This is a genomic window from Deltaproteobacteria bacterium (assembly GCA_021737785.1).
Lineage (GTDB): Bacteria > Desulfobacterota > DSM-4660 > Desulfatiglandales > Desulfatiglandaceae > AUK324.
Genome location: JAIPDI010000043.1, coordinates 1 through 14,398, shown reverse-complemented (window position 1 = coordinate 14,398; position 14,398 = coordinate 1). Strand labels below are relative to the sequence as shown.

The window sequence follows — 14,398 nt, the reverse complement described above, 5'->3', positions numbered from 1 at the left end:
ATTTAGAGTGCCGACGCCACCACTTCTGAAATATCCTTCACCTGAATGACATCTTCCAGCTCATTGGTGACGATGCTGTCTTTGAAATTGAGGATGCAGTAGGGGCAGGCCGTGGCCACGATCTCAGCGCCCCGGGCCACGGCCTGGTTTATCAGGATGTCGGAAAACCGCTCCCCTTTTTTTGTCTCCATCCATATCCTTCCCCCCCCACCCCCGCAGCAGAGGCTGTTTTCCCGGGAGTCGGTCTCATCCATCAGTTCCAGACCGGGAATGCTCCCCAGAACATATCTCGGTTCATCGTATATCCCGTTGTGGCGGCCGAGATAACAGGGGTCGTGATATACCACCCTTTTGTTAAGTTCCTTTGTAAACCCGAGCCTTCCCTCCTGGATGAGGCCTGCTGCATACTGGGTAAAGTGAACCACCCTGACGTCTCCTCCGAGTCCGGGATAATCCTCCTTGAAGGTGGTATAGCAATGGGGAGAACTGGCCACGATCTCCTTTACGCCGGCATCATGAAACGCGCTGATATTTTCCTTTGCCAGGTTCTCGAAGAGTTCGTTGTTCCCGGCCTTGCGGACACTCTCTCCGCAACAGGTTTCCTTTTCCCCCAGGATGCCGAAAGAGACCCCTGCCGCCTGCAGTATAGACGCCGTGGCACGGGCAATGCTCTTGAGTTTCGGGTCACAGGCAGGAACGCAGCAGGGAAAATAAAGGAGGTCCATGTCCGGGGTGTATGTCCGGACAGGGAGGTCCCGCGCCCAATCGGCCCGTTTCGCCCGCTCTTCCCCCCATGGATTGCCGTTGCCTCCCAGACTCCCCATGGCGCTCCGGAGGCTGGGTTGCGCCATGCTGTACTGGTATTCCAACAGGATGGACCGGACCGACCGCATGATATCCGTAACAGCCACGCCCCGGGGGCATCGGCTCACGCACAGGTTGCATGTGGTGCACAGCCACCACGCCTCATCCTCGATATCCGCCAGTCCGAACCTGGCCTGACAGATCATCTGGTGGGGCGAAAGGCTCCTGACACTGTTCCAGGGACAGCTCACCGTGCAGAGCCCGCATTGAAAACAGAGCCTGAACGCATCGCCCCCTGCATCCCTGATCAGGTCCGAAACCTCTTTGATCGGTGCTACCGCTTCCACGAATCAGCCTCTATCAGTGAATAATGAAGAGTGAATAATGAAGAATGACATGACCCCCCTCATCAACAAACGTTCGAACGCGGAGCTCGGAACGCGGAGCGCGGAACGGTTCGAGCGAGGAGCAGGGAGCTTGGAGCTACGAACATTGAAAGCAGCCTCATGCCCACCCTGTTGAACGCGGAGCTCGGAACGCGGAACGACAAGAAACGAACCACTTTCGTCTCACGCCTTGCGCCTTGCGCCTTTTTTCTCCCCCCTGCTCCCTGCTCCCTGCCTTCAATGCATATACCGCCCCCCATCCACCACCACGGTCTGCCCGGTGATGAAGTCGCTCTCCGGGGAGGCCAGGAACAGGGCCGCACCGGTGATGTCGTCCGGGGTCCCCAGGCGCTGAAGCGGGGTTTTGGAGGTATCATATTTGGTCACATCGGTGAGAGAACGGCTCGATTCGGTGTCGGTGAACCCCGGCGCAACCGCGTTGATGCAGATGTTGTGGGGGCCCAGTTCCACGGCCAGGGCCCGGGTCATGGCCAGGATGCCTCCTTTGGATGTCACATAGTGGACAAAGCCGTGGGATCCGGTAAAGGCCGTTTCCGAGCAGAGATTGACGATTTTTCCATACTGCTGCGCCTTCATGTACGGATAAACCGAACGCACGCACAGGAAGGCCCCCTTGACGTTCACCCTCATGACCCGGTCCCATTCGTCCAGGCCGATCTCGTCGAACGGCTTCCGCACCAGACCCTCGTACACCGCGGCATTATTGATGAGGATGTCCATACGTCCGAATGCCGCTTCGGTTGCCTCGGCCATGGCGCGGCAGTCGTTCTCGCTGGAGACATCCCCCTGAAAATACCGCGCATCCCCCCCTAGGTCCTGGATCTGCCGCACCGTTTCCTTCATATCCTCCAGGTCCTTGTCCCTGAGCACGATGTTCATGACCATGACACGGGCCCCTTCCTGCGCCAACCGAAGCGCGAAGGCCCTGCCCAGTCCCCGCGCCCCGCCCGTCACAATGGCCACCCTCTCCTTCAGCCGCATGTTAAAACTCCTTTCGTGCGCCAAGCGCTAAGGGCAAAGCGCATAGCGAAGCGCCCGCAATGACCTGCCCCATGCCCTGCTCCCCGCCCCTTGCTCCCTGCTCCAAGCCCCCCGCCCCTTAAAACTCCGGCTTCCGGAGCCCGTAGTCCTCGGCGATCACCTGGTAGCAGTTGTAGCTGGACCCCCGTCCGATGGCAGGTCCCCCGGCAACGCCCGAGGAGCACATGTACAGGCCTTTGACAAAGGTCCTGAGTCCGCCCGGCAGCCCCCGGAACCGGCCGCTCTGGGAACCGCCGCAGTTCCCTTCGGACCAGCCCCCTTCCCGCATGTCCAGATGGGTGTCCTGAATATCAATGGGCGTGGCCACACGCTCCCCGATCAGATTGTCTTTGGTCATGTTGGGGGCGTATTTGCGCCACTGCTCCATCATGGCGTCGATGAACTCATCATGGAGTTGCCGCCATTCCTTCCGGGAGAAGATGCGGGCGGGCGCAGTGAACTCTTCCACATGGATGCTGTGCTTCCCTTCCGGGGCACGGGTGAGGTCCCAGATACTGTCCGGGGCCGACAGGAGGTGGAACTTGGAGGGCATGCCCAGGAGGAAGATCTCGTGCATGTATTTGTCTTCCGTGTATGCCAGATCCTTTGGCAGATAATAGGTGCGGGGGGTGCGGTTGATGTCCGGGTTGTCCTTGGCCGCCTTGTAGTTCGGGAGTTCGTGAACGGCGATGGGTCCCCAGAAGAGCTGGGCTCGGTCGAAGAAATAGGTGTCCACCTTGCGCTTCATCGGGGTGTTCAGGTGATCTTCCCCGATCATTCGGAGAAACAACTGGGGGGTGGCATTGTCCGAGACCACCATCTGCTTGGCCTCGATCTCGGTGCCGTCCAGCAGTTTGATGCCCCTGGCCTTCCCGTTTTCGATCAGGACCCTGTCCACCTCGGAATTGATGAAGTACTCCACCCCCAGTTTTTTTCCGGCCGACACCAGGGAGTCTGTAATGGACTGGGTGCCTCCCCGGGCAATGGCCGCGGTCTCCCATCCCAGGACCAGATGGAGGGTGGCAAAGGCATACATGATGCCCGGCACATCGTCCGGGTAGATACCGCATGAGGTGAGGAAGCCCCGCATGGTGAGGATCCGCAACTCCGGGCTTTCAAAGACAAAGTGGGCCCATTCCTTGGCGGTCATGAACTGCATGGAGGGATCCAGTCCGCTCCTGGGATCGCTCATGAGCTTTTCGATTTCATCCGGCACGCCATAGGGCGTGGGCACCGAGTACCTGTGCCTCCCAAATGCCGGACGGATGATTTCTTTGTATTTTTCCGTCCAGTACAGATACGCCTCGGCATCGGCCTTGGAAAAGCGGACAATCTGGTCGTAGGTCTTCTTGACATTGGTCTCGCTGTATTCGGTTGTTCCGGTCTGAGGGTCCTTTACCGGAAACCCGGCATAGGCCACATACGAGGTCCCGTCGTCAAACACGGCCGCTTCATTGGTGTCCGGAAACGCATACTCCAGCCCCTCGTCGCGAAGGTTGAATTCCCTGTAGGCCGGATGGCCGTAAAACCGCGTGAAATGGGCGCAGAAGTTGCCCCGGAAACCGGGGGCCGGCGAGTCGTCAAAGGAAACGGCCCCCCCGCCCAGATGATCCAGCCGCTCGAAGACCCCGACTTTCAAACCGGCTTTGGCCAGATAGGGGGCGATAATCGTCCCGTGATGTCCCCCGCCAATTACTATCGCGTCATAAGATTTGTCCGCCATTCGTTATCCCTCCTAAGATTAAAAATGTAATGAAATCTCTTTCAATAATCCGTCTCGGATTTGCAATTCCAAAAACGTGACACTCCCATTGTCATGCAGGGTCTCACTCGAAACCCAACACGACAACGGCATTCTGATTACTTGAGCCCCATGAACACCGCCGCCAGCTTTTCCGCCATCTCTTCGGGCGCTCCTTCCATGAACTGACAATCCCTCCCCATATCCGGGGGGGATGAGAGGGCCGTTATGGCCATTTTCTGGAGGGCCTCCGGGTTTACGCCGATCTCCACCGCGCTCCATGAAGGGATGGACCGGGCCCCCTGGATCATCTTGAGCATCCGGGTCCTGGAGATGTACCTGAGCTCTCCTACCTCATTACTGACCGTCACCAGGGCAGGCATCTTTGCCCTCACCCGTTCGCAGCCTTCGGGGATGCCCTTTTTTACCACCACGCTGCCGTCTTCGATGGTGATGTCCCGTGCCAGACTGATGCAGGGAAGCCCCAGCATTTCTCCCAGGAGCAAGCCGACCTGGCCGGAATCCCAGTCGCCTGCCTGCCTGCCGGTCAATATCAGATCGTAGTCTCCTATCTTTTGAATGGCTTTTGCCAGGGCCGCGGCAGTGGAATGGCTGTCAAGCTTCTCAAACTGATCGTCCTCCAAAAGGATCAATTCGTCCGCTCCGGCCGCCAGGCTCTTTCTCAATACCGTATCGGAGACTTTTTTCCCCAGACTCAAGACAGTTATCTTCCCACCCATATTTTCCGTCAACCGAACCGCGGCCTCCAGGGCATTTTCGTCAAAGGGGCTGATCACCTGGGGCGCATCGACGATCACCTCCAGCTTCTCCGCATCCACGCTCACGTCGGAAAGGGGCGCCTCCGGGTCCGGGATCTGTTTCGCACATACGATGATGCGTATCTCTGTCATGACAACTCCTCCAGTTTCTCCACCAGCGCGGGAACGATATCTTCATAATCCTCGACAATGCCGTAATCCGCCACCTTGAATATGTTGCATGCAGGGTCCGTGTTGATGGCGATGATCTTCTTGGAATGGACCATGCCCACCAGGTGCTGAATGGCCCCCGATATCCCCACCGCCACGTAGACATCCGGAGAGATCATGGTGCCGGTGAGCCCCACCTGATGGTCGGAGGAGATCCACCCCTTGTCCACGGCAACCCGGCTGCACCCGATCATCACATTGCCGAAGGATCTGCGCAGGGCCGCTGCCAGCTCCTCCAGAAGTTCAAACCCGTCGGCCTCGCCCAGTCCGGCGCCGCCGGCCACCACCACGTTGGCCTTGTCCAGCGAGACGGTTTCCTCTTCGACGATTTCGATGGATTCCACCCGGATCATGGATGGATCGATTTCCACTTGAATATCCACCATCTCCCCCGGCGTTTGACCCGGCTCGGCAGGCGCAAAGACCTTTCCCCTCACCGTGGCCAATTGGGGCTCGCCAGGGCACTTGAACACCGAGATGGCATTTCCCCCTGAAACCGCCTTGGTCCGCAGCAGAAGGCCGTCTTCAGGATCGATGGACAGGTCGATGCAGTCGGTGGTCAGCCGGCTGTTCAATCGGCAGGCCAGCCTCGGACCCAGATCCATGCCCACAAATCCGTGGCTCATGAGAAGCACGGACGGATGGATCCGGCTGCACGCCTGCTCCAGGGCGCTCAACCAAAGATCGGGCTGAAAGCCCTTCAGCAAAGGATGTTCCACCCTGTACACCCTGTGAGGCCCATAGGCCCCGGCCTTGTCCGCAGCCACTGAAACCGCGTCCCCAATGAACAGGACGGAATACCCGCCCCCGGCGCCATCCGCCAGATTCTTTCCCGCGCTCAAAAGCTCAAGGGTCCTCAGATCCGGCAATCCGTCCTTGATCTCTCCCAGTATCAATACATCAGTCATCCTGAACCCCCTATCGGATTGATGATTTATGATTGCAGATTGTCGATTAAAAACCTCGAATATACGCCCGTGGTTCGTCATAGATGGTCATGGGCGGTCATATGCTCCGCCCTTATGAGGTGGTTATGTATGGTCACGGGGGCTTCCGTCCTCTGTCGTCGGTCCTCCGCCTTCTCCTCCCTGCTCCCGGCCCCCTGCTCCCTGCCCTATGCACTATGGGCCTTGCGTCCCCGGTTCCGCGTTCCGCGTTCCGAATTCCGCGTTCGATATCGCCTCCAACACCAGTTCATTCAAATCCATAATCCGGAAAGGCGGTTTCAGCCCCACGGCCTTGCGGGCATCCTCCAGCATGATAAGGCACAGGGGGCAGGCGGTGATGAGGATTTCCGCCCCGGTGGCCGCGGCCTCCCGGATCCTGACATGACTCATCTTGACCTCGCCCTGAAGGTCCTGCCACATCCGCCCTCCCCCGCCCCCGCAGCAGAGGCTGTCGGCCCGGTGGTGGGTCATCTCCTTGAGCCGGATGCCGGGTATGGCGCGGATGATCTCCCTCGGCTCGTCAAAAATCCGGTTGTGCCGGCCCAGATAACAGGGATCGTGATAGGTAACAACGGCCGGGATGTCCCTTTTGAACGAAAGCCTTCCCTTGTCCAGAAGCTCCTTTAGAACCAGGGTATAATGGCGGGCCCTGAAGGGGGCGTCCGGATATTCATTTTGGAAGGTGTGGAAGCAATGGGGAGAAGAGGTAACCACCTCGGTAATGCCGCAGGTGTCAAAAAGCGCCATGCATCCTTCCTTCTCCTCCTCAAACAGGCCCAGTTCCCCTACTCGGCGGGCGATATCGCCGCAGCAGGGTTCTTTCTTACCCAGAATGCCGAAATTAACGCCCGCAGTCTGAAGGACGCTTGAAAAGGATCGGGCGATCCTCTGGGCCGTGTCATCAAAGGAGGTGGTGCACCCCACAAAATAGCAGAGATCCGCCTCCACCCCCTTTTTGGTGAGATCCATCAGGTCCAGCCCGTCGGCCCAGGCCCCCCGCTTTCGTTTGGATGACTCCCAGGGGTTATTGTACTTGAAGAGCTTCTCAAGGGTCTGGCTCAGCAGGGCGGGGACCCCGGTCCCCTCTTCCACGGCCAGCACCCGCTCTTTGGTCACCGCCTCGAATGCAGCGCCGTAAACCGGGCAGACCTCGAGACAGGCACGGCAGGTGGTGCAATACCAGAAGACGTCATCCGCCAGGGGATCTTCATTCCGGCTCATGAACCGGATATCCCCCCATGGAAACTCTTCCCGCCACAATCTGTGCCGCATGGCCTGAACAAACGCCCGGGGGGAAAAGGGTTCTCCTGCCCCTGCGGAGGGACAGGCCGCCACACACCGGCCACACCGCATGCAGCCGTCAAAAAAGATCGCATCCCCCAGGTCGAACCCGCCTTCCCCGTCTTCCATCCCCAGTATTGCGGGTTTGGCCGCGCCCTGGAAATAGATGGCGGTAGGGGCCCCCAGGATATGAAACAGCTTTGTGAAAGGGATGACGGCGATGAAGCTCAAAGAGAGGAGGGTATGCAGCCACCAGAGCGATGGATAAACGGTCTCGCCGGTTGAGACTGTGAAAAGGCTGCTCGCCCACCAGCCTGCAAAGGACCAGGCACCCCATTCCGGTTGTTGAGCAGACAATCTCGCCCCTTCCACCATAAAGCCTGAAACCACCATCATCAGGAGCCACAGGGGCACGACCCCATCCTCGAGCCGGCGTTCAAGCCGTGGAACGCGCTGAAGATACCGGCGGATCAAGGCCCAGATGATCCCTGCCAGGAGGAGAAGCCCGGCCGCGTCCATGGCGATGGAGAAGATCAGATAGGCCGTACCCGCCAGGAACGAAGCAGCGTAATGATGGATCGAGAGGATGGCGGTGCCGACAAAAAGCGTCAGGAATCCCCAGAAGATGAAGAGGTGCATCAGACCTGCGGGCCAATCCCCCAGGAAAAGGCGCCTTCCCAGTAGTGCGTCCAGGATCATTCTTTTGAGGGCCTCTGCTGAAAAGGAAATTTCCCGGGATCCTGAAGATGATCTCCATACCCGGACATGAGCCCCCAGACCCGCCAGGAACAGGATCGTCGCAAGGGCAGCCAGGGTATAGAACACCCAAACATGGTCGATCTGCCAGAACATGGTGCGATGCGGCGTCACAGAAGTCCTCTCCCCCTCAATCCCATCCGCAGATTCGCCGGATTACAGAGGTTCCTGCACCTGATTGCTTCAAAATTTCAATTCCTCAATCCCTCGATTCCTCAATCCCCGAATCCTCGATTCCTCATCTAATTTTCGAGAATACTGCGAATTTCTCCCTTGACTTGTCAAAGCATTTATTTTTATAGTCACATAAGTTTTTCTTATACACTCAAAGTTTTACTTATAGACTTGATATGCGAATCAATCTCAACCAGCTGAGGGCATTCTTTCTGGCCGCCAGGGAAAGGAGCATCACAAAGGCGGCAGAATCCCTCTATGTGACCCAGCCTGCAGTGACCATGCAGATAAAATCCCTGGAGCAGGACCTGGAGGTAAAACTCTTCAGAAAGTACGGTAAGAGTCTTGAACTGACCGGGGCGGGCCATGCCCTCTTCGGCTATGCAGAAAAGATCTTTGAAATCGTCGAGGAAATGGAGTATGTCCTGAAGGGACACGCAACCTCGGCCCATGGCTCCCTCACCATCGGAACCACGCGAAGTTTCGCGCGGCATCTCATGCCGGGTCTTCTGTCCCGGTTCCAGAAACGTTTTCCAAAGGTGAAGGTGATTCTCAAGGTGGGAAGCTCTCAGGAGGTTGCGGACGGAGTCCTGGACTTCACCTACGACGTGGGGACCATCGGCAGGCTCCCCTATAAAAGCAGGTTGAACGTTATCCCCTATTCGAGAGAGGAGTTTTCCCTGGTCGTTTCCCCCCAGCACCGTTTCGCCAAATGCGAGGCCGTCTCCCTCGGCGAACTGGAGAACGAGCCGATCATCATACGGGAAAACGGCTCGGGTTCCAGATATGCCATCCTATCCCTCCTCAGCTCTCACGGGGTGAACCCTTCGGTGCTGTTAGAGGCGGGCAGCGTCGAATTTATCAAGGAATATATCATGAAAGGACAAGGCATATCCTTCCTCTACAGACCTGAAATCCGGTTGGAGGCCACCTTGGGGCTGCTCAAGCCTGTGCCGCTGAAGGAAGGCCCCATCTTTGTACAGACAGACACCATATTTCCCAGGGGAGCCGATCTTTCACCGCCAGTGAAGGCATTTCTCCAGTTGATCGAGGAGGAGGCATGATGCACCCTTCGGCATTTCCTTCAGAAGGCGGAAGGATACTGCAATGGTCCGAATTCACCGGAAGATTATTTGAAACAGCCGATCCTTATCTCGAAATCAGAGGAGATTCGGAGCATGCGGTAATTTCCTACGGATACGCGTTGACCCTCCTGCAGCATGAGGGAGGAGATCGGAAGATAGTGGAACCCGCCGTAATCCTCCACGATGTGGGGTGGTCGGCGCTGAAACCCGAGTACATCTCTGTGGCCTATGGGGTCCTGGCAAATGGTGAAGAGGCCGAACGCCTCAACCGCATTCATGAAATAGAAGGCGCGGCTATTGCAGAAAGGATACTGGGTGCATTCAACTATGATCCCGGACTGATCCAAACCATTCGGACCATTATCAGCAGACATGACTCGGGAGAAGACGTCTCGTCCCTTGAAGAGGCCCTGGTCAAGGATGCGGACAAGCTGTGGCGCTTCTCCCGAACCGGTTTCTGGCGGGAGACCGAACGACAGCATCTGAAACCCGCCACCCTTCTTGAGTTCCTGGCAGAGAAGTGCAAGGGGTGGTTCTTTTCCGCCACCGCAGTGACGCTCGCACGGAAGGAACTTGTCAGCCGGAAAGATGAAATCAATGACCTGCCTTCCCAGGGGAATGAGACCTGCGGCCGCTGAAGGTACGCACAACAAAACCCCTCTTTGCTCCCTGCTCCCTGCCCCTTGCTCTGCGCTCCCTGCTCGCAGCAGCTATGCCCCTTTCGGCAGGATACGTCCGTTTGGACTTACAATGGACAGCTTCCTGACCGCGCACCTCACGGACTTCAGGTTGGGAAAGCCTGAAATGGGATCGGAATCTTCAACGGATGTTAACAGATTGGCATTGCTGTTCTCCCATCCCTGGGCCATGTGTACGGTCCCCGGGCATATGTTTTCAGTCACACGGGCCTTGATTTGGAGGGTGCCGGTCTCGGTCATCACTTCAACCCTATCGGAATCAGAGATTCCCCATCGGGCGGCCGTATCCGGATGAATTTCGAGAAACGGCTCGGGCGCCCTTTTATTGAGCCGGGGGATGTATCGGAATTGCCAGTGGGTATAGGGAAGCAGATTTCCGCCGGTGCTCAGGATCAAGGGAACCTCGCCCATCTCATTTCGATCTGTTTTTTCCGCCATCTGTCCTTGGATCGGAAGAGAATCATATCCAAAACTCTCGAGACGTTCCGATAACACCTCCACCTTGCCGGAAGGGGTGTGAAACCCCTCTGTTTCATATTTTCTGTAAGTCCTTTGCGCATATTGGTGGATTCCCCCGTCGGCCGCAAGCCCTGCATAGGATATCCCCAGATCCTTCAGGAGATCATCAATCCCTTGTTCGCAGGTACGCCACGGGAAATACTCGCCGTAACCCATGGCCTGCGCCAGTCTTATCCAGATCATCTGATCCGGGATACCGTACACAGGCGCTGTCACCGACCTTCGCAGGGTGATATGGCTCAGGTTCAGATAGACGTTTGAGCGATGCTCATCCCGCTCCAAAAAAGTGCAGGCAGGAAGGACCACATCCGCGAAACAACTGTCCGGGGATTTCACCACATCGATGACCAGAAGAAATTCCAGTTTTTTTAAGGCATCCCGGGTGCGGTCGCTGTCGGGCCATTGAAGGGTGGGATTTCCTCCGGTGACGGTCAATCCTTTGATGGCATATGGTTTTTCCTCCAGGATGGCCCGGGTAGCACAGAGTGCATGGGCTTCTCCGCGGGCCTTGCAGAAAACCGGAAATTGTTCCGCACCGATAGCCGGGACCTTGGATGGGGGAAGGGGGGCGGTGATGTCTTTGATTAATGGCTTCGGCGTAAACAGGTCACCCCCGGGAACATCAAGATTTCCGGTAACGGCCTTCAGCACGGCCAGAAGTCTTGCGGTATTTACGCCCGAAGGATGATGCTCCACACCGTTTCCCGTAAACATGGAGGCGGGCCTGGTTTCAGCATAGGCACGCGCCACACGCCGGACCGAACCCGGATCGATTCCGGTGATGGCGGCACCTCTTTCGGGCGAAAACCGGGCGGTTATTACCACCGAACACAGGGTCTCGAACCCGTTCACCCATCTGTCTGTAAAGTCCCGGTCCCAGAGCCCTTCGGTGAATATGACATGAAGCATATTGAGAATCAGCGTGTGGTCGGTTCCCGGACGGACGGCCAGATGCACGTTCGCCTTGGAAGCGGTCTCGGTCTTTCGAGGATCAACCACAATAAGAGGAACACTCGATTTTGCGAGGCGGTGTATGATCTTCGGCGGGACCGGTTCGTGTGAAACCAGGGGATTTGCCCCCCAGACCAGTACGAGCCTGGAATGGGCCATGTCAGGTTTGGTGAGCCCGCCAAGGGTCAGGGTCTCACCGAGGGTTCTGGAAGCATTGCAGATAGACCCGACACTCATGAAATTGGGTGTGCCGTAAACATTGGCAAATCGCTTCATATAATATCTGATTTCCTGGTGCCCTACCCCTTCTCCATAATAGATTGCCAGGGCCTGAGGACCCCATCTTTCCTTCAGCCTTGCAAGCTTTTCAGAGATATGCCCGAGCGCTTCATCCCACGTGGTCTCAAGGAGTCGGCCCCCCTGTCGAACGAGGGGGGTTTTCAAACGGATGGGCGAATAGTAAAGGTCCAGGCAGGCCTTGCCCTTGACGCATATCCACCCTTTATTGAAAGGATGGGCCGGATTTCCCCGGACATGGACGGGTTTTCCGTCTTCAACAGTAACCAGTATGCCGCACCCATGGTCACACATCCTGCAAAGGGTGGGAATCTCAGCTTTGTTCGTCATAACGTTCCGATCAAATAAAGATGAAAAAAGATTTACCCGTCCCGGAATTTTTCTGCCCGAATCGGTGAAGGACCCGGAACACGCCTGTTAAAATTGAATATTTCAAGGCTGAGTTCCGAGTGATGCCGGGGCCGGCAGTGAAAGCGAAGCGGTAGTTTAACATTGACTCGCCTTGTGGTAGAGTAGGACGAGGCACCTACTGTGAGCTTCCCGGCCAAAGAAGCGACCAAAAAAAATGAAGCGTATCATATGCGGTGCGCGAGTGCAAATACTGCATCGATCGGGTTTCAACGAATCTGCTCAAGTGATATGTCAGGAGGGAAAAGATGATTGGCGCTATTGCCGGAGATATTATCGGATCGGTATATGAAGGGTCTCCCATCAAGACAAAGGACTTCCCCCTGTTCAGTCCTTCGAGCACTTTTACGGACGACTCGGTCCTCACAACAGCCGTTGCAGAGGCGATCCTGACCGGCCGGTCATATGGGAGTTGTCTTCGGGAGTTCGGGAAGCGGTATCCTCACGCGGGATACGGCGGGGCGTTCATCCGCTGGCTTCTCTCCGACGATCCCCGTCCCTATAACAGCTGGGGGAACGGGTCGGCCATGCGGGTCAGCCCGGTGGGCTTTGCCTTCGGCGACGAGTCCACAGTCATAAGGGAGGCGGAGAATACGGCTGCCGTGACCCACAACCATCCGGAGGGGATCAAAGGCGCACAGGCCACGGCCCTCGCCATATGGATGGCTCGAACCGGTCATCTAAAAGAGGAGATCCGAAAGCGGATCAGCACTGATTTTTTGTACGATCTAAACCGAAGCCCGGCCGACATCCGGCCGACCTACACCTTTGACATATCCTGTCAGGGCACCGTCCCCGAGGCGATCATCTGTTTCCTGGATTCCACCTCCTATGAAGACGCAATTCGAAATGCCGTTTCTCTGGGCGGCGACAGCGACACCCTTGCCTGCATTGCCGGGGGCATTGCCGAGGCCTTCTACGGTCCGGTCCCGGAACCGATTCAAGAAACGGTCCGACACATCCTTCCCTCCGATCTCCTGGAAATCATTGACAGGTTCTACTCAAAATTCATGCATTGGTGAAGATATGCGCAAATCGCCGATTGACATTGCTTCTGAAGAGGAATAAAATCTGCCGGGAAAAAAAATGAAAAAGGTTCCTCGGCGGCTTTTCCTTAATCCCTAAGCGTTTGAAAGGAGAGACATAATGATTTTCAAAAGCGTAAGAAAATTCTGTCTGCCGCTAGCGTGTTGCCTGGCCCTTGCGCTGGTTCTGTTCCAGATGCCTTCCCAATGCCATGCCTTCGACATTGAGATTGATGTGTCTCCAAATGTCCTCAACATTCAGAGTAACAGCACTATTGTCACTGTTCATACGGACATTGCCTATAATCTGGTGGTTGGAGCGTCTGTATTTCTCAACGGTGTTGCAATCGATTGGTGGAAATCTGATGATCGGGGTAACTTTGTTGCCAAATTCGTGTCAGATGAAATAAAAACATTGGACGGACTGATCATTGGCGACTATAACACACTAACGTTGACTGGGTTCACTACTGGTAACGAGGCATTTATAGGAACGCAGGATATCATGGTGATTGACGTCCAACCTTCAGGGGCAGGCGGTAAGTGATAGATAAAAAAAATCGTCCCTATCAGGGCTTCTGACGCACCTGACTGTTGTCAACGCCCTTTGGCCTTCTAAAATGGGGGAGCCTGTTCATCCAGTTCCCCCATTTCTTATTATCCGATGACTGCGAATTCATAAGCTCCCGCTCCTCCTCACACGCACAGAACACTCGCGGATTTGCTCATCCGGATCCTCGCCAGGGTGTTCTGGATACTCACCCGATTGTCAAAGGATTGCCGTGACAAACCCCCTTATGATATTCTCACCTGTATGCCGACAGAAGCGATGATCTCCTCTACCATGCGTACACACGTATTAATCGTGGGGCCTTCCTACAGGGGGCTGGCGTTTAATCAGAGGGAACAGGTCAGGGAAATTCTCAGGATCCGGCTGGAGGAACAGGGCATCCGGTTTGTTGAATACTGCTGGGTCTGGGACGAACAGGACAGGTGCCTCCTCCTGGTGGGCACTTATGAAGACCTGGATCAGGCAACTTATTGGATGGAGGCCCTCCGGTCCATGGGATTCGACCTCTGCCTGCGAACGCATCTCCCCGGCGAGAATGCTGAAGATGACCTGACACATGACCCTGCAGAAGAGACAGTCAATAGATCCTAATGCGGGCTGTGCCCGCAACCCAGAAGTGACTAAAATGTCTAAAGTGATCTAAAGTGCCTAAAGTTAAGGAATTCTGGCAATTAAATGAAAAACTCTGAGGACTATGCCCTAGCGCGGTCTAACCACCGCACCCA

General features: G+C 56.3%; 12 protein-coding genes. 5 read left to right on the top strand and 7 right to left on the bottom strand.

What is annotated here, in order from left to right:
* Positions 1–2 precede the first annotated feature (2 nt).
* The 6 genes from K9N21_18270 to K9N21_18245 all read right to left on the bottom strand — a co-directional run bounded on the left by K9N21_18270 (position 3) and on the right by K9N21_18245 (position 8,059).
* Positions 3–1,151 (bottom strand): (Fe-S)-binding protein, encoded by a 1,149-nt coding sequence (locus K9N21_18270; GenBank protein MCF8145860.1) that lies wholly within the window; start codon positions 1,149–1,151, stop codon positions 3–5.
* A 276-nt stretch (positions 1,152–1,427) separates the two neighbouring features.
* Positions 1,428–2,192, bottom strand: coding sequence for a 3-oxoacyl-ACP reductase FabG (locus K9N21_18265; protein ID MCF8145859.1), 765 nt, complete (start codon positions 2,190–2,192; stop codon positions 1,428–1,430).
* Positions 2,193–2,310: 118 nt separating this feature from the next.
* Positions 2,311–3,954 carry an NAD(P)/FAD-dependent oxidoreductase gene (locus tag K9N21_18260; GenBank protein MCF8145858.1) on the bottom strand — a complete coding sequence of 548 codons (1,644 nt, stop codon included), beginning with the start codon at positions 3,952–3,954 and terminating at the stop codon, positions 2,311–2,313.
* Positions 3,955–4,091: 137 nt separating this feature from the next.
* Positions 4,092–4,883, bottom strand: coding sequence for an electron transfer flavoprotein subunit beta/FixA family protein (locus K9N21_18255; protein MCF8145857.1), 792 nt, complete (start codon positions 4,881–4,883; stop codon positions 4,092–4,094).
* Complete coding sequence (locus K9N21_18250) at positions 4,880–5,869, bottom strand: electron transfer flavoprotein subunit alpha/FixB family protein (protein ID MCF8145856.1); 990 nt, start codon at positions 5,867–5,869, stop codon at positions 4,880–4,882. Before K9N21_18250 ends, K9N21_18255 begins: the two co-directional genes overlap by 4 nt.
* 213 nt (positions 5,870–6,082) lie before the next feature.
* Positions 6,083–8,059, bottom strand: a complete 1,977-nt coding sequence (locus K9N21_18245) for a respiratory nitrate reductase subunit gamma (protein ID MCF8145855.1) — start codon at positions 8,057–8,059, stop codon at positions 6,083–6,085.
* A gap of 236 nt (positions 8,060–8,295) precedes the next feature.
* On the opposite strand from K9N21_18245, the gene K9N21_18240 reads away from it, so the two are divergent.
* Positions 8,296–9,183, top strand: coding sequence for a LysR family transcriptional regulator (locus K9N21_18240; protein ID MCF8145854.1), 888 nt, complete (start codon positions 8,296–8,298; stop codon positions 9,181–9,183).
* Positions 9,180–9,842, top strand: coding sequence for an HD domain-containing protein (locus tag K9N21_18235; protein MCF8145853.1), 663 nt, complete (start codon positions 9,180–9,182; stop codon positions 9,840–9,842). Before K9N21_18240 ends, K9N21_18235 begins: the two co-directional genes overlap by 4 nt.
* A gap of 72 nt (positions 9,843–9,914) precedes the next feature.
* Here K9N21_18235 and K9N21_18230 read toward each other — a convergent pair whose 3' ends face one another.
* Entirely contained in the window at positions 9,915–11,999 is a 2,085-nt protein-coding gene (locus K9N21_18230) for a molybdopterin-dependent oxidoreductase (protein ID MCF8145852.1), read from the bottom strand.
* A 326-nt stretch (positions 12,000–12,325) separates the two neighbouring features.
* On the opposite strand from K9N21_18230, the gene K9N21_18225 reads away from it, so the two are divergent.
* The 3 genes from K9N21_18225 to K9N21_18215 all read left to right on the top strand — a co-directional run bounded on the left by K9N21_18225 (position 12,326) and on the right by K9N21_18215 (position 14,264).
* A complete protein-coding gene (locus K9N21_18225; GenBank protein ID MCF8145851.1) occupies positions 12,326–13,099 on the top strand; it encodes an ADP-ribosylglycohydrolase family protein in 774 nt (257 codons plus the stop codon).
* 124 nt (positions 13,100–13,223) lie between these two features.
* Positions 13,224–13,649 carry a hypothetical protein gene (locus K9N21_18220; GenBank protein ID MCF8145850.1) on the top strand — a complete coding sequence of 142 codons (426 nt, stop codon included), beginning with the start codon at positions 13,224–13,226 and terminating at the stop codon, positions 13,647–13,649.
* 297 nt (positions 13,650–13,946) lie between these two features.
* Entirely contained in the window at positions 13,947–14,264 is a 318-nt protein-coding gene (locus tag K9N21_18215; GenBank protein MCF8145849.1) for a hypothetical protein, read from the top strand.
* Positions 14,265–14,398 lie beyond the last annotated feature (134 nt).